This is a genomic window from Kitasatospora sp. NPDC018619, from assembly GCF_044391605.1.
Classification (GTDB): domain Bacteria; phylum Actinomycetota; class Actinomycetes; order Streptomycetales; family Streptomycetaceae; genus Kitasatospora.
Genome location: NZ_JBISAI010000005.1, coordinates 170,239 through 187,494 on the forward strand (window position 1 = coordinate 170,239; position 17,256 = coordinate 187,494).

General features: G+C 76.7%; 20 protein-coding genes and 1 pseudogene. 7 read left to right on the forward strand and 14 right to left on the reverse strand.

The genetic code is table 11. From position 1 onward, the window contains the following. Nucleotides 1–338 precede the first annotated feature (338 nt). Nucleotides 339–2,039 carry an enoyl-CoA hydratase-related protein gene (locus ACH5AR_RS09945; protein WP_396300872.1) on the reverse strand — a complete coding sequence of 567 codons (1,701 nt, stop codon included), beginning with the start codon at nucleotides 2,037–2,039 and terminating at the stop codon, nucleotides 339–341. Nucleotides 2,040–2,183: 144 nt separating this feature from the next. Between ACH5AR_RS09945 and ACH5AR_RS09950 the strand changes: the two genes are divergently transcribed. After that, on the forward strand, nucleotides 2,184–2,615 hold the full coding sequence (locus tag ACH5AR_RS09950) for a GNAT family N-acetyltransferase (protein WP_396300873.1): 432 nt from the start codon (nucleotides 2,184–2,186) through the stop codon (nucleotides 2,613–2,615). A 79-nt stretch (nucleotides 2,616–2,694) separates the two neighbouring features. After that, nucleotides 2,695–3,141 (forward strand): hypothetical protein, encoded by a 447-nt coding sequence (locus ACH5AR_RS09955; RefSeq protein WP_396300874.1) that lies wholly within the window; start codon nucleotides 2,695–2,697, stop codon nucleotides 3,139–3,141. Nucleotides 3,142–3,170: 29 nt separating this feature from the next. Here the strand turns inward: ACH5AR_RS09955 and ACH5AR_RS09960 are convergent, their stop codons facing one another. The 3 genes from ACH5AR_RS09960 to ACH5AR_RS09970 all read right to left on the reverse strand — a co-directional run bounded on the left by ACH5AR_RS09960 (nucleotide 3,171) and on the right by ACH5AR_RS09970 (nucleotide 5,399). Beyond that, nucleotides 3,171–3,740 (reverse strand): TetR/AcrR family transcriptional regulator, encoded by a 570-nt coding sequence (locus tag ACH5AR_RS09960; protein ID WP_396300875.1) that lies wholly within the window; start codon nucleotides 3,738–3,740, stop codon nucleotides 3,171–3,173. A gap of 71 nt (nucleotides 3,741–3,811) precedes the next feature. Then, nucleotides 3,812–5,203 carry an amidase gene (locus ACH5AR_RS09965; RefSeq protein WP_396300876.1) on the reverse strand — a complete coding sequence of 464 codons (1,392 nt, stop codon included), beginning with the start codon at nucleotides 5,201–5,203 and terminating at the stop codon, nucleotides 3,812–3,814. Beyond that, a complete protein-coding gene (locus tag ACH5AR_RS09970) occupies nucleotides 5,190–5,399 on the reverse strand; it encodes a hypothetical protein (protein ID WP_396300877.1) in 210 nt (69 codons plus the stop codon). The genes ACH5AR_RS09965 and ACH5AR_RS09970 overlap by 14 nt, the downstream gene beginning before the upstream one ends. 144 nt (nucleotides 5,400–5,543) lie before the next feature. On the opposite strand from ACH5AR_RS09970, the gene ACH5AR_RS09975 reads away from it, so the two are divergent. Both ACH5AR_RS09975 and ACH5AR_RS09980 read left to right on the forward strand, forming a co-directional pair. Then, nucleotides 5,544–6,434, forward strand: coding sequence for an MBL fold metallo-hydrolase (locus ACH5AR_RS09975; RefSeq protein WP_396300878.1), 891 nt, complete (start codon nucleotides 5,544–5,546; stop codon nucleotides 6,432–6,434). Nucleotides 6,435–6,658: 224 nt separating this feature from the next. Next, on the forward strand, nucleotides 6,659–7,393 hold the full coding sequence (locus tag ACH5AR_RS09980) for an MgtC/SapB family protein (protein ID WP_396300879.1): 735 nt from the start codon (nucleotides 6,659–6,661) through the stop codon (nucleotides 7,391–7,393). Here ACH5AR_RS09980 and ACH5AR_RS09985 read toward each other — a convergent pair. Further along, the gene (locus tag ACH5AR_RS09985; RefSeq protein ID WP_396300880.1) at nucleotides 7,374–8,531 is read right to left on the reverse strand and encodes a PP2C family protein-serine/threonine phosphatase; all 1,158 of its coding nucleotides are present in this window, start codon (nucleotides 8,529–8,531) and stop codon (nucleotides 7,374–7,376) included. The genes ACH5AR_RS09980 and ACH5AR_RS09985 overlap by 20 nt on opposite strands. Before the next feature lie 263 nt (nucleotides 8,532–8,794). Here ACH5AR_RS09985 and ACH5AR_RS09990 point away from each other — a divergent pair, with 263 nt between their 5' ends. Continuing rightward, nucleotides 8,795–9,286: a signal peptide protein gene (locus ACH5AR_RS09990; protein ID WP_396300881.1), complete on the forward strand. Its 492-nt coding sequence runs from the start codon at nucleotides 8,795–8,797 to the stop codon at nucleotides 9,284–9,286. A 31-nt stretch (nucleotides 9,287–9,317) separates the two neighbouring features. Here the strand turns inward: ACH5AR_RS09990 and ACH5AR_RS09995 are convergent, their stop codons facing one another. Further along, nucleotides 9,318–10,274, reverse strand: a complete 957-nt coding sequence (locus tag ACH5AR_RS09995) for a helix-turn-helix transcriptional regulator (protein WP_396300882.1) — start codon at nucleotides 10,272–10,274, stop codon at nucleotides 9,318–9,320. Nucleotides 10,275–10,582: 308 nt separating this feature from the next. On the opposite strand from ACH5AR_RS09995, the gene ACH5AR_RS10000 reads away from it, so the two are divergent. Next, nucleotides 10,583–11,125, forward strand: coding sequence for a hypothetical protein (locus tag ACH5AR_RS10000; RefSeq protein WP_396300883.1), 543 nt, complete (start codon nucleotides 10,583–10,585; stop codon nucleotides 11,123–11,125). Between the two features lie 33 nt (nucleotides 11,126–11,158). Here the strand turns inward: ACH5AR_RS10000 and ACH5AR_RS10005 are convergent, their stop codons facing one another. The 3 genes from ACH5AR_RS10005 to ACH5AR_RS10015 form a co-directional block, all read right to left on the reverse strand. Next, nucleotides 11,159–11,527, reverse strand: coding sequence for a hypothetical protein (locus ACH5AR_RS10005; RefSeq protein WP_396300884.1), 369 nt, complete (start codon nucleotides 11,525–11,527; stop codon nucleotides 11,159–11,161). Nucleotides 11,528–11,637: 110 nt separating this feature from the next. Continuing rightward, complete coding sequence (locus ACH5AR_RS10010) at nucleotides 11,638–12,672, reverse strand: ArsR/SmtB family transcription factor (protein WP_396300885.1); 1,035 nt, start codon at nucleotides 12,670–12,672, stop codon at nucleotides 11,638–11,640. A gap of 26 nt (nucleotides 12,673–12,698) precedes the next feature. After that, nucleotides 12,699–13,472, reverse strand: a complete 774-nt coding sequence (locus ACH5AR_RS10015; RefSeq protein ID WP_396301041.1) for a zinc ribbon domain-containing protein — start codon at nucleotides 13,470–13,472, stop codon at nucleotides 12,699–12,701. Nucleotides 13,473–13,629: 157 nt separating this feature from the next. Between ACH5AR_RS10015 and ACH5AR_RS10020 the strand changes: the two genes are divergently transcribed. After that, entirely contained in the window at nucleotides 13,630–13,896 is a 267-nt protein-coding gene (locus tag ACH5AR_RS10020; RefSeq protein WP_396301047.1) for a hypothetical protein, read from the forward strand. Between the two features lie 2 nt (nucleotides 13,897–13,898). On the opposite strand, the pseudogene ACH5AR_RS10025 reads toward ACH5AR_RS10020, so the two are convergent. From ACH5AR_RS10025 to ACH5AR_RS10045, 5 genes and pseudogenes are all read right to left on the reverse strand, one after another. Continuing rightward, nucleotides 13,899–13,964, reverse strand: a pseudogene (locus ACH5AR_RS10025) (zinc-ribbon domain-containing protein); the annotation flags it as partial. Nucleotides 13,965–13,967: 3 nt separating this feature from the next. Then, nucleotides 13,968–14,531 carry a phage tail protein gene (locus tag ACH5AR_RS10030; RefSeq protein ID WP_396300886.1) on the reverse strand — a complete coding sequence of 188 codons (564 nt, stop codon included), beginning with the start codon at nucleotides 14,529–14,531 and terminating at the stop codon, nucleotides 13,968–13,970. Next, the gene (locus tag ACH5AR_RS10035; protein WP_396300887.1) at nucleotides 14,528–16,489 is read right to left on the reverse strand and encodes a putative baseplate assembly protein; all 1,962 of its coding nucleotides are present in this window, start codon (nucleotides 16,487–16,489) and stop codon (nucleotides 14,528–14,530) included. The genes ACH5AR_RS10030 and ACH5AR_RS10035 overlap by 4 nt, the downstream gene beginning before the upstream one ends. Further along, nucleotides 16,489–16,926, reverse strand: a complete 438-nt coding sequence (locus ACH5AR_RS10040) for a GPW/gp25 family protein (protein ID WP_396300888.1) — start codon at nucleotides 16,924–16,926, stop codon at nucleotides 16,489–16,491. Before ACH5AR_RS10040 ends, ACH5AR_RS10035 begins: the two co-directional genes overlap by 1 nt. Next, entirely contained in the window at nucleotides 16,923–17,240 is a 318-nt protein-coding gene (locus tag ACH5AR_RS10045; protein ID WP_396300889.1) for a PAAR domain-containing protein, read from the reverse strand. The genes ACH5AR_RS10040 and ACH5AR_RS10045 overlap by 4 nt, the downstream gene beginning before the upstream one ends. Nucleotides 17,241–17,256 lie beyond the last annotated feature (16 nt).

The window sequence follows — 17,256 nt, forward strand, 5'->3', positions numbered from 1 at the left end:
TGCCGGCCCGGCGCGGCCTCGGGGGGCGGCCGGGCGCCTCGAACCGCTCGGGCAGCGCGTCCGTCGTGCTCAGACCTCTCAGGCCTCCCAGCCCACCCAGACTGCCCAGGCCGCTCAGGCCGACGGGCGCCTGCCCGGTCCGCACGGTGTGCCCGCCTCCCGCGCACGGGTGCACGCCGCGGGGCGGACAGGGGTCGAAGCTGCGCACCGCGCGCCTCCTCGGGGACGGGGCCGGAGGGAATCGCTCGGTGCCAGTCTTAGCAACGGTCCGGGCCGGGCGCCGCTCCGCACGCCCGGATCCGGCGCCCGGGGAGGCGGGCCCGGCGCGGCCGTTCGGGTCACACCCGCGCCGCGGGGCCCGTCGGGACCGCGTGCTCGCGCACGAACGCGGAACGCAGCGCGTGGTACGGCGATTCGGGTGTGAAGAACTGCCGGTGCATCACCGCGAGCTCCTCCTCCCGGTACGCGTCGAGCGGCTTCGTCCGCTCGTCGGCCTCGCGCGCGGCCTTCTTCGCCGCGATCCGCTGCTGGGTGGTGGGCGAGGCGGCGAGCAGCCCGGCCAGGTGGGCGGCGGCGGGCCCGAACGCCTCGGGGCCGCAGGCGAGCACCCGGTCCACCAGGCCGATCCGCTCGGCCGTGGCCGCGGAGACCGGCAGCGCCTGGCGGGTCAGCCGCTCGGCCGCCGCCGCGCCGACCCGGCGCGGCAGGGTGTACGTCCAGTACTCCGAGCCGTACAGCCCCATCAGCCGGTAGTGCGGGTGGAGGACGGAGCCGGCCCGGCACCACACCTCGTCCGCGGCCAGCGCCAGCATCACCCCGCCCGCCGCCGCGTTGCCGCCGACGGCGGCGACCACGAGCCGGTCGGTGGTGGTCAGCACCGCGTCCACCAGCTCGTCCATCGCGGTGATGTTGTCCCAGGACTCGACGGCCGGGTCGGCCGCGGCCTCGATGACGTTGAGGTGGATGCCGTTGGAGAAGAAGTCCCGGGCCCCGCCGAGCACCAGCACCGAGGTCGGCCGGGCGAGGGCGGCGCGGTAGGCCGCGAGCAGCCGGCGGCAGTGGTCGGTGGACATCGCCCCGCCGGGGAAGGAGAAGCGCAGGTGGCCCACCGGGCCGTGCTCCCGGTAGTGGATGTCCGACCAGGCGCGCGGCTTCCCCTGCGCCTCCTCGGGCATCAGCGGCGCCGCCACGGCCGGCAGCGCGGGCAGCAGCCCGCCGAGCGCCGTCACGGCCGGGAGCCTGATGCCCTCCGGGCCGCCGGGGTTGGCGCGGCGCAGCTCGGGGATCCACACCGCGCCGTCGACGGTGGCCCGGCAGACGGCGCCGGCCCGGGTGGCGAGCAGCTCGCCCGGGCGCCCGCGCAGCACCGGTTCGGGGTGCCCGCCGTGCAGGTACCACGAGCCGCCGCACAGCTCGTCCAGCACCCCGGGGCGGGAGTCCGCGGCGCGGAGCCTGCGCAGCACGGCCTCGGTGGGGTCGGCCGCCCAGTCGATCCGGCGCTCCTCCTGGCGCAGTGCGGGCCGGGTGCGCACGGTGCCGCTCCGGCCGGGGCCGTGCTGGGGCCGGGGCGCGTACGTGCCGGAGGCGATGCGTTCGACGGCGAGGAGCACGGCCGCCACCGCCGCGTCGGCGACCTCGTTGCGGTAGAGGTCGCTCCTGCCGCGCCCGGGCAGCCGGCAGGGCGCCCAGGCCCAGACCGGCCCGGCGTCCGGCTCCGCCTGGGCCTGGGCCTGGAGCACCGTGACGCCCCATGCGGTGCGGCCCTCCTGGACGGCCCGGTCGAGCGAGGACGGGCCGCGGTCGCCCGGCGGTCCGGGGTGGACGACCAGGCAGGTGAGCCGCGACCGGAGAGCCTCCGGGATCGCCGTGCCCAGGATCGGCGCGAGCAGCAGGCCGGGCCGCAGTCGGCGCACCGTGTCGATCAACTCCTCGTCGTCACCGGCCGGTTGGACGTCCACGGTGTGGCGCCGGTCGCGCAGTTCGGCGTGCAGTCGCCGGCCGAGGCTGTTGAACGCTCCGGCGAGGAGCAGAATCCGCATGTCCGCCTCCGGGGTGGTGGTCCGAGAACCCGGCGATCATCGCTTCCGACCCTGCGGGGCCCCGTCCGGTCCGGCATGTCGCGCCGCGCGTTCACCCGAGCGGCCGGAGCCGGACGGCGGCGCCGAACGGGTAGCATGTAAGCCATGAGCCTGACTGATGACCCTTACGAGATCCGTCCCGGCGTGCCCGGTGTCGAGGTCTTCCGCCGCCTGCGCACCGAGGCCGGCCTCTCCGACAAGGCCCCCGAGGCGGCCGCGGTCGCCCTGCCCAACACCTGGTACGGCGTGGTCCTCCACCACCGGGGCGAGCCGATCGGCATGGGGCGGATCATCGGCGACGGCGGCACCGCGTTCCAGATCACCGACATCTGCGTGCACCCCGCGCACCAGGGCCAGGGCCTCGGCAAGCGCATCATGGCCGCCCTCACCGAGGCGCTGGAGCGCCGGGCGCCCGCCACCGCATACGTCTCGCTGATCGCCGACGGCCCGGCCCGCTTCCTCTACGAGAAGTTCGGCTTCGCGGACACCGCCGCCCACGGCTCGATCGGCATGTACCGGCTGATGGGCGGGAGCTGACGGCCCCCGGCCGCGGCGTCGGTGGCGCGGTGTGTACTGGCGGGGGCCGACGACCCGCAGGGAACCCGGAGACGCCGCGATGGCCCGTCTGTACGTCCGCTCCGGCCTCGACCCCGACGCGCCGGACACCCCGGTGGCCGTCCTGGTCGCCGACCCGGACGGCTCCCCCGGCGAGCAGGCCGTCGCCCGGCTCGGCGCGAACTGCCACGAGGGCGACGAGGTGCTGTACCCGGTGCGGACCGACGGCTGGGCCGGGCAGGCGTACGACGGCGGCCGTCTGAGGGTCGCCGTCGCCGTCCACCGCGGCGCCGGGAGCGACCCGGCCCGCTTCGCGGACCGCTCGGCCGCCGACCCCTCCGCCGTGGTCGTGCTGCGCGCCGTGGCCGCCGTCGACCCGGCCGTGGCCGGGCGGCTCGCCGAGGGCGCCGTCGTCCTCCTCGGAGCGCCCGGCACCCCGCTCGGCGGGCTCCTCGGCTCCGCGCAGGAGTGGCCGATCCTCCTCGCTCCCCCGCCGGAGCAGGCGTAGGCGCGAGCGCGCGGCGGTCCCGCCCGGCGTCAGGCGCCGGCGGGCGCGGCGAGCAGCTCGGCGACCAGACGGCGGGCGTAGTCGGCGTCGAGGCCGGCCGGGCGGAAGAGGATCCGGTACATCAGGGGGGCCACGATCCGGTCCACGGCGGCCTCCACCCCGGGGGCGTCCTCGCCGCGGGCGCGGGCCCGGGCGAGGACCAGGCCGAGCTGGTCGGCGGCGTACGCGGAACAGCGCCCGGCGTTGCCGCCGTCCGGGTCCCCGAGCAGGGCGTCGCGGACGTAGGCGCGGCCGGAGGCGGAGGCCATCTCGTCGAGGAACTGCTCGGCCCAGGCGGTGAGGTCCGCGCGCAGGCCCCCGTGGTCCTCCGGCTCGGCGTCGGGGCGCAGCCGCTCCACGGCGACGTCGGACAGCAGCTCGGCCAGGTCCCCCCAGCGGCGGTAGACCGTGGACGGGGTGACGCCGGCCCGCTGGGCGACCAGCGGCACGGTGAGCGCCTCGCGGCCGACCTCCGCGAGCAGCTCGCGCACCGCGCCGTGCACCGCCTCCTGGACCCGGGCACTGCGCCCGCCCGGGCGGACCATCTGCCGAGGACTCATGCCGCCATCCTAAAGCGACTCCTTTGCGTCAAGACCCGCCCGGACCAGGAGCGCGCGGGGCCCCGCGCGCCTCAGACCACCGGCGCGAGCGCCCGCGCCGGCCGCGTCCGCTCGAAGGCGTGGCCCACCCTCAGCAGCTCCCGCTCCCCGAAGGGCCGCCCGATCAGCTGGAGGCCGACCGGCAGGCCCGCCGCGTCCAGGCCGGCCGGCACCGACAGCGCGGGCAGGCCGGTGACGTTGGCCGGGGCGCTCAGCCGGACGTAGGCCTCCGCGACGCTCTCGGTGCTGCCGTCCGGCCAGGCGACCTCCTCCTGGCCGGTCCGGACCGCCGCCGTCGGCACCGTGGGGGCGGCGATCACGTCGACCTCCGCCAGCACCTGCGCCCACGCGTCCCGGATCAGCGTCCGGGCGCGCTGGGCGCGCAGGTAGTCCCCGGCGCCGATCAGCTCGCCGGCCTCCAGCAGCACCCGGACGTCCGCCTGGTAGAGGTCGGGGACGGCACGCAGGGTGCGCGCGTGGTAGGCGGCGGCCTCCGGCGCCGTCAGGCCCCACAGGGTGGGCACGAGGTAGCGGGCCATCGGGATGCCGACCTCGACGGGCCGCGCGCCGAGCTCCTCCAGCCGCTCCACGGCCCGGTGGACGGCGGCGGCCACCTCGCCGTCCACGCGGTCGACGTAGTAGGCGTTCGGCACGCCGACCCGCACGCCCGTCAGGTCCGGCTCGCGCTCCGGCCGGTAGTCGACGGCGGGGGCGGCCACCGAAGCGGGATCGCGCGGATCGTGCCCGGCGATGGCGGCCAGGACCAGGGCCGCGTCCTCGACGGTGCGGGTGATCGGGCCCACGTGGTCGAGCGACCAGGAGAGCGAGGTGACACCGTGGCGGGGCACCAGGCCGTAGGTCGGCTTGAGGCCGACCACCCCGTTCAGCGCGGCGGGCACCCGGATCGAGCCGCCGGTGTCGGTGCCCAGGGCGAAGGTCGCCGCCCCGGCGGCCACCGCGACGGCGGACCCTCCGCTGGAGCCCCCGGCCACCCGGTCGCGGTCCCAGGCGTTCCCGGTCTGCGGGGTGGTCAGGCCGTAGGCGAACTCGTGGGTGTGGGTCTTGCCGGCCAGGACGGCGCCGGCCGCGCGCAGCCGGGCGGCGACCGTGCTGTCGGCGGCCGCGCGGTGGCCGTCGCGGACCCGGGAGCTGGCCGTGGTGGGCTCCCCGGCGACGTCGATCAGGTCCTTGAGCCCGACCGGGACGCCGTGCAGCGGCCCCCGGTACCGGCCCCGGGCGATCTCCCGCTCGGCCTCGCGGGCCGCCTGGCGGGCCTGCTCGGCGGCGACGCACACGTACGCGCCGAGGTGCGGCTCCACCAGCTCGATCCGGCCGAGGACGGAGTCGACCAGCTCCACGGGGGACAGCCGCCGCTCCCGGATCTGCGCCGCGGCGGCGGCGAGGGTCAGCTCATACGGCCGCATCGGGCTGCTCCCCTCCCGCGCGGAACGCGGCGGCGGGCGGGACGTCCCCGAGGTCCAGCTCGCGCAGGACGGAGACGACGGACTGGAGGTGCCGGGCGGTGGCCGCCACCACGGCGTGGCGCTCGGCCGGCAGGTCGAGGCCGGCCCGGGCCGCCCGGGCGGCCGCCTCGGGCGGGGTGATTTCTGCGGAGGACATGGGTGCGCTCCCGATCGTGGGTGGTGCGGCGGGCGGCTCGAAGGACCCGTCCGCGCAAACGCCAAATATTTGCGTTAAGGCGACGGTAGGGCCTACCGTCGCCTTAACGCAAACCAATGGCTTTAGCAGCGGAGGAACCGCCCCGTGCCCAGCACCCCTACCCCTTCCTGGACGGTCGGCGACCTCACCGTCCACCGCATCGACGAAATCCCGCTGCCGCCCGCGACCGGCGGCTGGCTGCTGCCCGACGCCACCCCCGCGGTGGTGGCCGGCCAGGACTGGCTCCGCCCCGACTTCGCGGACGCCGAGGGCGTGCTGCGCCTGGACAGCCACAGCTTCGCCGTCGAGCTGGACGGGCGGCGGGTGCTCGTCGACACCGGCATCGGCAACGGCAAGCAGCGCGCCAATCCGGCCTGGCACGAGCTGCGCACCGACTACCCGCGGCGCCTCGCCGCCGCCGGCTTCCCGCCGGACTCCGTCGACCTGGTGGTCCTCACCCACCTGCACGCCGACCACGTCGGCTGGAACACCCGCGCGGTGGACGGCGCGTGGGTGCCCACCTTCCCCCGCGCGCGCTACCTCACCACCCGCGCGGAACGGGAGTTCTGGGCCGGGTACGCCATGGACGAGGCGCGGGCGCAGCTGTTCCGCGACTCGGTGCACCCGGTCGAGCGGGCCGGGCTGCTGGACCTGGTCGACGTCCCGGCCGAGGGTCTGGACGTCCTCCCGGGCCTGCGCCTGCTCCCGACCCCCGGCCACACCCCGGGGCACGTCGCCGTCGAACTGTCCAGCCGGGGCCGCACGGCGGTGATCACCGGGGACTGCCTCCACCACCCGGTGCAGCTCGCCCGCCCCTCCCTCGGCGCCTGCGTGGACGTCGACCCGCGGCGCTCCGAGGCCACCCGCCGCGCCCTGCTCGCCTCCCTCGCCGGCACCGACACCCTGCTGCTGGGCACCCACTTCGCCCCGCCCACCGCCGGCCGGGTCCTCGCCGTGGGTGACGCCTACCGGCTGCGGCCCGTCCCCCCGGCCTGAGGGCCCGGATCGCGCCGGCCGCGGCGCGCCCGGACCTGCGCTCCGGTCGGCGCCCGCCGGACGGACGCGCCGTCGGTCCGCTTCCGCACCACCCCCGCCTCCTCGGATCGTCCTGCCCCAACAGGAGTCCGATCATCTGATGAGACGTACGCTCAATGGTCTCGCTTCGCCGCTTTGGATCCGCCGAACAGCCGTCGAACAGATCCGTCGAACAGGAGGAGTCGATGACACCGGACGCGGTCAGCGATCCTTTCTCGCCAGAGTGGTCGCACCTCACCGACTTCGCCCTCGCCCTGGTCCTGGCCGGGGCGATCGGCCTGGAACGGGAGGTCCGGCAGAAGGCCGCCGGACTGCGCACGTACACGGTCGTCGGCCTCGGCGCGGCGCTCTTCACGCTGGTCAGCAAGTACGGCTTCGCCGACGTCGCCCGGGCCGGCCTGGTCACGGTGGACCCGTCCAGGATGGCCGCCCAGATCGTCTCCGGACTGGGCTTCATCGGCGCCGGCGTGATCTTCGTCCAGCGCGGCTCGATCCGCGGGCTGACCACGGCCGCCACGGTCTGGCTGACCGCCGCGATCGGGGCGGCGGCCGCCGCCGGACTCCCGCTGCTCGCCACCGCGGCCACCGTGGCCTACTTCCTCGTCGGCTACCTGCTGCGGCCCCTCGTCCACCGCCTCCCCAGGCTCGGCGCCCGCCCGGCGACCTGCCACGTCAGCTACACCGAGGGCCGCGGGCTGCTCCGGCTGCTGCTCGCCCGGATCACGGCCGAAGGGTTCTCCGTCGCCGAGCTGGCGACCGTCGAGCGGGCCGCGCCGGCCCGGGAGGACGGCGCCGACGACGAGCGGGTCGCCGAGGTGTCCATCACCGTGCACGGCCGCGGCAGCCTGTCCGACCTCACCGTCGAACTGGCCCGCATCCCGGGCGTCCTGGCCTGCGCGGTCAGCCGGGCGGAGGACTGAGGGCGGCCCCGCCCGTCGCCTCCACCGGGGGCGTGCGGACGGCGAGCAGGGCGGTGTCGTCCGTCAGCCGGCCGCCGGTGTGCCGCAGGACGGCGGCGGCCACCTCGTCGACCAGGCGGCCCGGGTCCACCGCCCCGCGGTGGGCGGTCAGGCGCGCCAGGTAGGCAGGCAGCGGGAAGAACGCGCCCGTCCGGTCGCGGGCCTCGGTCACCCCGTCCGAGACGATCAGCACCGTCTCCTCCGGGCCCAGGTGCACCCGCCGCACCTCCGGCAGGCCGCCGGCCAGCTCCGCCAGCCCGATCGGGGCGTCGTCGCCCGGCGACAGCCGGCGCACGCCCGCGGGGCCGAGGACATGGGGGCTGTCGTGGCCGAAGTTGACCACCTCCACCTCCCCCGGCGCATCGACCGGGAACCAGACGATCACCGCCGTGGCGAACCGTTCCTCCCGCTCGCCCAGCCGCTCGGCCAGCAGGTTCTGCCGGTGCAGCCGCTCCTCCAGCCAGGAGGCGACGGTGGCCAGGTCGCTCTCGTGGAAGGCCGCCTCGCGGAAGCAGCCCACCAGCGCCGCCGCCGCGGAGACGGCCGGCAGGCCCTTGCCCTGGACGTCGCCGAGGATGACCCGCGCCCCGAACGGGGTGGCCAGCACGTCGTAGAAGTCGCCGCCCACCCGGGCCTCGACGTCCGCGGCCAGGTAGCGCGCCGCCGAGTCCACCCCGCCCCAGCCGGGCGGCACCGGGCGCAGCACCACCTGCCGGGTGGTCTCGGCCGCGCCCCGGAGGTGGTGGACGTAGGCGGCGGCCCGGGCGCGGAAGACGCTGATCGGCACCGAGATGACGCCTCCCGCGATCACCAGCAGGAAGTCCTCGATCCCCTGGGTCTTGGACCAGATGCTGTCCAGGGCCGGGTAGGCGGCGACGGCCAGGAGCGCGAACAGCGCGGTGGCGGCCGGCCCGCAGAGCCCGGCGGCCACCACCGGGACCATCGCCAGCCAGCTGACCGACGCGAACGACGTGGGCGTGACCGCGTCCACGGCCACCACCAGCGCCAGCACCAGCAGCGGCCCCAGCCAGGAGCGGTGGCCGTACCGGATCAGCACCGGCAGCCGCGGCCCCGGTTCCTCCACCGAGCGCGCCCGCAAGGCGTCCCTCCCGTCCTGGGGCGTGTCTGACAGTTCCCGCCGGGCGGGGTGGCGCCCACGGTACGGGGCCCCGCCCCGCCGGGGGCGGCTACGGCGGCCCCGGCGGACCGGCGGTCGCACGTTCGGCCCAGCCGCGGGCCCGCTCCCGCGCCCGGTGCCGTCCCACGGCGTGCGGCTTTCCGGGTGAGGGGGCAGGGTGGTCCGTACGGACCTGCCCGGACCAGTCGGCGCCCCGTGCCCGGCGGTCGACCGAAGGAGGCGCCATGCGCACCCGGAAGATCCCCCGTCGGGGCCTGGCCCTGGCCGCGGCCCTCGCCGCCGTGCCGGCCGCCCTGCTCGCCGCCCCGGCCCGGGCGGCGACCGGCACTCCGTCCGCGACCGGCGCCGTGCCCGTCGGCTTCGTGAACGAGGCCGCCTCCCCCCTGCCGTCGGACCACGGGCAGCGGACGGTCACCGTCACCTACCGCAACGACTCCCCGGCGGACCGGACGGTGGCCCCGCAGATCCTCGTCGAGTCCCCCGCGAAGGGCCCGTTCCTCGACCCGTCGAGCATCCGCCTCGACGTGCTCTCCGCGGACGGCCACTGGCGCACCCTGCCGCTCGCCTCCCAGGGCGGCACGCTGTACACCCGGCTCGACACGGCCAGGGTCGTCCTGCACGGGCACCACACCCTGACCGAGCGCTACCGGGTCACCGTCGTCGGAACGGCCCCGGTCCAGGGCACGGTCGAGCCCCGGGTGGCGCTCTACCGCTGAGCCCGGCGCCGGCCGCCCGGGCAGCCGTGGCTCAGCCGCGGCCGTGCAGGGTGTCGCCGGGCGAGCGCCGGTAGGCCTCGCGGTACAGCCCGGCGAAGTGCCCGGGGTGCGCGAAGCCCCAGCGCATCGCGACCTCGGTGACCGTCGTGGTGCCCGGGCCCGCCGCCGACAGCTCCCGGTGCGCCGCGTCCAGCCGCACCCGGCGCAGGTAGCGCAGCGGCGTGGTGTCCAGGTGCCGCCGGAACGCGTACTGCAGTGCCCGCGGCGTGACGAAGGCCGCCTCGGCGATGTCCGCCAGCGCGACGTCCCGTTCGGCGTTCGCCTCGATGAAGGCGACGGCCCGGCGCAGCGCCGCCGGGCCGCCGTCGAGCCGGTCCGCCGGAGCGCCGTCGGTCCGGGCGGTGTGGGGCAGGGCGGCCAGGGTCGCCGCCGCCAGGTGCTGGGCCGCGGAGGCGACCAGCAGGGCGCTCTCGCAGGCCGCCGGGTTGTCGAGCACGTGGTCGCGCACGTAGGCGACCGCGGCGGTCAGCTGCCGGTTCGCGGCCGGGTCGACGGGGCGGGAGCCGGACAGGCGCACCGGGCCCCGGCCGTCGGCCCCGGCGGGGGCGACGGCGTCCAGCAGGGCGGGGTCGAACATGACGATGGTGTAGCGGGCCGCCCGCACCTCCCCCTGGTACGGGGCGTCGGGAGGGGCGACCAGGAAGGTCTCCCCGGGGCCGAAGACCGTCCCCTCCTGCCCTTTGGTCCGGTCGGCGAGCGCACCGGCGTGCAGGCTCACCAGGCACACCCGGCCGAGGCTGTCGGCGTTGTAGGCCATGTCGTAGCCGAAGGACAGCCGGTCGACGCTCAGCGGACCGACCGACCGCCGGCTGATGCGCGCCCGGGCGTCCTCCACCGGCCCGCCGATGCGCATCGGTGTGTACGCGGTGGACAGGAAGTCCTCGGTGGCCTCCAGACTCGCGCTGTCGAAGGACAACGACTCGACCATCATCACCATCCGTTCGCGGTCGGCGGCCTCACGGGTGTGCGCCAGGATCCGACGCTACGCGTCCGGCCCGCGGGACGGAAACCCGGCCGGGCCCCGGACCGCCCGCCGGGAGCGCGGGCTCGGAGCTTCGGCCACCGTCCGGGGCGCCTGCCGGACCGGGGAGGCCCTGCGCCGCACGGCGGGTTTCGTTCCGGCGACTGCGCGCGCCGGGCATTTCGCTTCCGAAGCTGTGGGAACGCTCCGCGGTGGCCGACCGTGGACCCGGGTGTCCGGTACGGCATCCGGACCGGTCCGAACGGGAGGGCACCATGACCTCGCAGCAGATACCCCAGCCCCCCGGCACGGGGATGTGGGAGCAGGCCAGGGAACTCGCCGCCGAGGCCGAGCGGCAGCTTCGGAGCGGGCTCTGGGAGTTCACCCCGCAGGACGCCGCGCTGGCCCGCAAGACCGCCGACGACCTCGCCGGGGCGATCGGGCCGGCCGCGGAGCAGGAGCGGATGCCGGTCATCGAGCGTCTGGAGCACCTGCGCGAGGCCCTGGCCGTCCTCGCCCTCGGCATCGCCCGCACCCACGGTCGGCTGGCCTGGTTCCTCGGCCGGGCCGGCGGCGTCCTGAGCCCGGTCCTGCGGTGGCGGGCGCTGCCCGCCGACCGGGGCCAGTCCTTCGGGACCGTCGTGCCGAGCCCGGCCGAACTCACCGACGCCGAAGCCGCCGTGCGCCGGCTGCGCACCGCACTGGTCCGGGCCGACACGGCCGAACGCCTCCCCGGCGCGGAGCCGGACCTCCCGCAGCCCGGCGCGGCCCTCCCCCCGGCACCCCGGGCCGGGTCCGCCGACGACACGGCGCGATAGCGCGGCCGCGGCCCGCGGGCGCGGGGGCCGGGATCAGCAGGCCTTGACGTACCAGATCGGCGCCCAGTCGGCGTTGGGGTCGCCGTAGGGGGCGCCGGGAGTGGTGTAGACCAGGTTCTTGTACTTGTCGTACATCTTCGCCTTGGTGCCGGTGGACTGGTTGTTGTACCAGGACCCCCCGCTGTTCATGCCGTCGGGGATCTCCTGGAGGACGCCGCAGTCGCTGAACCGGAACATGAGGTGCTGGTAGTTGCTGTACAGATAGCCGCAGATGTAGCCCTTGTAACAGTCGGCCGGCGCCGCGGCGATCGCCGGCCGGGCGTTCGCCACCGGGGCGAGGAGCGTGGTGACGGCGGCGAAGCCGGCCGCGAGGGCGATGCCGGCCTTGTGGACGAAGCGCATGGGAGACCTCCTGGGGAACGTGACGTCGGTGGTGCGGGCGGGTTCGGCGCCCGGCCCTCAGTCTCCGGGGCCACCGGACCGCCGCTCCAGGTGATTCGGGCCGGCCCGAATCACGGCCGTACCGCTCGACTCCGCCCGGAACCGGACGGACCGGGCTCGTCACCGAGCAGGCCGAGGCCGAGGGCGGTCGGGCGGTGCAGGACGGCGTTGCGGTACCGGGAGGTGCCGATCAGCCCGGCCTCCCGCAGCACGGTGGCGTGTTCGCTGGCGCTGGACGGGGTGGTTCCGGCGAGGACCGCGAGCTCCTTCGTCGAGCAGCCGGGGTGTTCGGCGATCGCTTCCAGGACGGCGGCCCGGGTGCGCCCGAGCAGGGCGCAGAGGGCGACCGTCGATCCGCCCGGCGCCCGGTCGGGCTCCGAGGGGACCGGCCGGCCCGCAGGTCCGCCGCCGTCGACCGGGTAGGCGACCACGGGCAGGGGCTGGCCGTGGGTGTCGTCGCTGACCATCACCCGGGTGGCGAACACCGAGGGGCCCAGCAGGACACCCTGCCCGTGGAGGCGCAGGTCGTAATCGACCGGGACGCGGACTTCGAGCACCGGCGGATTCCAGTGCAGCCACCGGGGGCTCGCCCCGGCCAGGAGGGACTCGACGCCGCCGTCGAGGAACTGGCGCACCCGCACGGACCGGTCCGCGGCATGGCGGTCGACGACCTGCGGCCAGTGGCGGCCGACCAGGTGCCCGTACAGGAGGCCGAGGCTGTCGGCGAGCTCCTCGCGCAGCGCCCGGTCGCCCGACAGGTGGCGGGCCCACCCCGGCAGGGGCTGGTGCTCGGCGATCGCCGCCAGCTCCGCCTCGACGAGGCGGCGCGGGGTGGCCCGTACGCGCTCCAGCACCTGCTCCGGCTCTCCTGCCACCGCGGGCACCAGGAAGGTCGGCACCCAGCCGCCCGCGGGAATCAGGGACAGGGCCATACGGGCCCGCTCGGGCAGCCCGGCCAGGGCCCCGCGCCGCCACGGGTCCAGCCGCGCCGCGTGGCTGCGCACCTGCAGGGCCCTGGCCGCGGCGAGCAGTTCGGAGAACGGCATCGGATCCGCGAGCCGGGTCCTGGCCAGGTCCTCCGCCGTGAAGTGGATCCGGTAGACCATCGTCTCCTCCGGTGTGGCCGGCGGGGTCAGGTGCGCTTGAAGAACTCCACCTCCGCGAGGGCGATGGTGCGGTCGGGGCCCGTTCCGGCCGCCTCGCGCACGGTGAGCTTCACCTGGGTGGCGTCGCTGATCCCGGTCTGCACGGTCTGCGGGCCGGGCTGGTCGTTGAGCGGGACCTGCTGGGTGTGGACGGCGCCGTCCTTGTCCGTGACCTCCAGCGTGAGCAGGGTCGGGCGGGCCTGCTGCCGGAAGCGCTCCGGGTCGGCGGAGCCGCCGGTGTGGACGATCAGGTCGACCAGCCGGAACGGCGTCCGGAAGGAGAAGGTGACGGAGTCCCCGATGGCGGGTGCGCCCCAGTAGGTGTTGCTGAGGCCGTCGTCGGCCGCGGTGGCCGGGTGGCCCTCGACGGCGGCGCTCGCCGAGGTGGCGGAGGGAGTGATCGGCGCGGTGCCGCGGACCTTGTCCAGGATGTCCTGGAAGGCGACCGTGCCGGCCGGGTAGAGCAGGACCCCGGCCACGATCACCGCGGCCAGCGCCAGCAGCGCGATGGTGCGGCGCAGCGCGTTGCCCGAGCCGCCGATCCGCACCCGGCGTCGGAACGGCCAACGGGTGCGCCACCAGGGCAGTTCGGCCGCGGCGGCGGTGGGGGTCAGCGGGGCGGCGCAGCGGCGGCAGAACCTGCGCTCCGGCAGGTTGGGCGTGCCGCAGCGGGGGCAGGGCGGGCCGTCCTGGGTCTCGACGGCCTCCGTCGCCCGGCTGACCAGGCGGGGTGCGACGGGCTTCGCGGGCTGGACGGCCACCGGGTCGGGCTGCGCGGCGGAGGCGGGGGTGCGCGCGGGAGCCGGCCGGACGGGAGCCGTGCTCGGGCGCGGGGCTTCCGCCGTGGGCCCGGGCGCGGCGGCCTCCTCGGCCGCCGGCGAGGAACCGGGCGCAGGCGCAGGCGCGGGCTCTGGCTGCGTGTGGGGCGCGGGCGCGGCCTCCGCGGCCCGGGGCTCGGCGGCCGGCCTGCTCCGTGCCGTCCGCCGCGAGGCACCGCGCCGGGTGGTGGCGGCGGGCTCGGCGGCCGGCTTCGGCGCGGACGTCGGCTCGGGCGTCGGCGCGGGCTCGGCCTTCGCCTCCCGCGCAGCCTGCTCGGGCGCGGGCGCGGCCTGCGCGGGTACGGGCGCGGCGGCCGTCGGCGCCGCCGCGGTGGTGGCGGCGGCGCTGCGCGACCAGCCCAGGTAGGCGCCGCAGTTGCCGCAGAAGTCGTCCCCCTCCCCGTTGGCCGTTCCGCATTCGGGGCACACCGGCATCGGTCAGTCCTCCACTCGCCCGGGTGGGCCGGGCAGGATCTCCACCCGGCAGGTCAGATGGACCGGGCAGCCCGCCCTGACGACGGACCGCACCTGCTCCTCGTCCGGCCCCGGGCCGTGCAGCGGCCAGGCCCGCACCAGCACCTCGCCGCTCGGCGCGGGCGGCAGCGGGGCGTGCGGGTCGGTGGACCAGGAGGCGCCGCCGCCGTCCACGATCTCGGCGCCGACGCCGAGCACCAGCCGCAGCCGTTCGACGAGGCCGCGCCGGGTGCCGCGCCAGCGGTGCAGTTCCACCGCCCGTTCGACCACCGTGCGGCGCACCTCCACCGGCCAGGCCGGGTCGACCTCCACCGCGACCCAGGAGGCCAGCCAGTCGAGGAAGTCCGCCGGCGCGAGGCCGGGCCGGAAGTACGCCGGCAGGTTGTCCAGGGTGGCGAAGACCGGGGCGAGGACGGTGTCCAGGCCGGCCGTGAACCGCTGGGCGAGGTCGTCGTCGGCGTACAGCGCGGGCAGCAGCGCGCCGATCGGGTGCGGGCTGGGCAGCCCGGGGACGGCGGCCCGGGTCATGACGCCCCGTCCTCGGCGACGGCGGTGACCACGACCTGGTGCTGGTGGGAGAAGACCAGGGCGTCCGGCGGGACCTCGACCCGCTCGGCGGGCGCGCCGCGCCGCCCGGTGATCGGGTCGGCCGGGAAGAGCCGCAGCTCGTCCACGCCCGCGACGGCGGCCACCCGCTGGAGCACCGCGAACACCTCCCCGTACTGCACCGACCGGCCGAACGGCCAGCCCCGGCCGTCGGCGCCGCCGCGCAGCGGGTTGAGGTACCGGTACAGCTCGGCGAGCACCTCCTCGCGCACCCGGTCCGGGTCCGCGGCGCGGGTGGTGAGCCGGGCGACGACCGTCACGCCCTGGTAGGCGGGGGGCTGCACGACCAGCCGGGTGCCGATCAGCCGCCGCTCGTCGAGGGCGGTGGCGACGGCGGCGAGCACCTGCTCGTCGGGGATCAGCTGCTCGAAGCGCAGCCGGTCGCCCTCGTCCGCGACGGCGTCGGGCACGACCAGCACCCGCACCGCGCCGGCCTCCCCGCCGGCGGCGGGCAGGCAGCTGACCCGGGCCGCCGAGGGCGCGGCCTGCCGCGCGATCAGCTCGAAGTCCCCCGCGGTGACGGCGCGTTCCTGCAACCGCAGCTGGTGCGGGGCACGGGCCTTGGCGTTCTCCACGGTCTCGCCGTCGACCCCGCCGCGGGCCGCCTCCCGGTTGTCGACCCGGGCGATGTACGGGACGGAGCTGCGCAGCACCGTGACGGTGCCGCGGGCGACGTTGCCCGCCGTCCCGCCGCCGGTGCGGTAGCGCGGGACGCGCAGCTGCGCGCCCTTGGGCGGGACGGCGCCGAAGGAGCGCAGGCTGCCGTCCGGCTCCCGGACGGCGGGCGGGAAGAGGAACTCGCCGGTGGTGGCGTCCAGCACCACGTGCCGGTCGTCGGGCGCGGACCCGCCGAAGTGCTCCACGACCGTCCACCGCTGCCAGCCCTCGCCGGCCGCGACCTCGACGACGGGGGGCTCGCCGTCGAGCAGCACCGGCGGCCGGGCGAGCCGGAAGCGCTGGCCCGCGACGCCCTCCGAGGTGCCGAGCGGCGCGTCGGTGACGGTCTGCGCGTGGACGGCGGTGGCGGTGCCGCCGACGGTGAACACCTCGGCCCGGCGCACGGTCGGGGACTCGGAGTAGAACGGCTGGCCCGCCCGGGGCTCGGTGACCCGGCAGCGCAGCCAGCCGGCCCGCCGCCCGGCGACCACCGAGGCGGTGTGCCCGGCGGGCACGAAGACGACCACCTCGCCGGGCCGGTTGAGCCCGCCGGTGGTGTCGCTGCCGGTCTCGCAGGCGATCCAGCGCGCGCCGTCCCAGACCTCCCAGGCCAGCGGGGGCTGGCGCGGGTCGACGCCGACGCCCTCCACCCGGCTGTCCAGCCGGACGACCAGGATGCAGCGCGGCACCACGGCAGGCAGCGCGAAGAGCATGGCGTCCCCGGCGACCGGGCGCGCCTGGAAGCACGGCACGTCCGCGCCGTCGGCCAGCCGGGCGGTGCCGTCGGACTGCTCGCCGGAAGCCGAGACGGTGACCAGCCGCTCCAGGGAGCTGGGCACGATCGGCAGGTCCTCGGCGGTGGAGAACACCACCGCCTCGTCGGTCTCGGTGCGCAGCGTGGAGACCTCGGTGCCGGCCCGCAGCAGGACGGTCTCGGCCTGCGGGGCGGAGAGCCAGAAGTCGACCTCGGCCCGGGCCGCGGCGGGCGGGAACAACCGGATGCCGAGCAGGTCGAGGAAGGCGGCGTAGTTCTTCTCCGGCACCCGGTTCAGCCGGTAGAGCAGCTGGTCCACCAGGTAGGCGAAGGTCTCGATCAGGGTCACGCCCGGGTCGGAGACGTTGTGGTCGGTCCACTCCGGGGCGCGCTGCTGGACGTAGCGCTTGGCCTCGTCGACGAGCTGCTGGAAGCGGCGGTCGTCCAGGTTCGGGGAGGGCAGGGCCATCAGCGCACGCCTCCGTCGACCGCGTCGAGGGGCTCGGCGCCCGGGTGCTCGGGGATGGTGTAGAAGGGGAAGACCAGGTTGCGGCGGTCGTTGGTGGCCCGCACGGTGTAGTGGACGTCGATGTAGAGGGTGCCCTCCTCGACGCTGTCGAAGGCGATCACCACGTCGTCGACCTCGATCCTCGGCTCCCAGCGCTCCAGCGCGACGCGCACCTCGCGGGCGATCCGCCCGGCGGTGGTGCTGTCGCCCGGGGCGAAGACGTACTCGTGGATGCCGCAGCCGAACTCGGGGCGCATCGGCCGCTCGCCGGGGGCGGTGCCGAGGATCAGCCGGATCGCCTCGGCGAGCTCCCGGTCGCGCTCGACCATGCCGATGCCGCCGGTGGCGTTGACCCGCAGCGGGAAGCCCCAGCCGCGGCCGATGAATCCGCCCGTCACAGGCCACCGCCGATCACGACGTCGAGGGCACCGGTGGTGACGGTGGCGCCGCAGGTCGTCTTGTCGCCCATGCGGGCCGCGGGCAGGCCGCCGATCAGCACCACCCCGCCGGTCACCGCCCCCGGCGAGGGCAGCACCAGGTTGCCGGGGCCCAGGGCCAGGTGCGGGGGCACGACGCAGGCGTGGACCGTGCCGACGACGGCGGCGGGGCGGCCGCCGATCAGCACGGTCGCCACCTTGAGGGCGCCCGGCGGCGGAGTGGTGAGGGCGCCGCCGTGGTCGGTGAGGTCGCCGGTCCGGGCTGCGGGGGGCATGTGCGGTCTCCGTTTC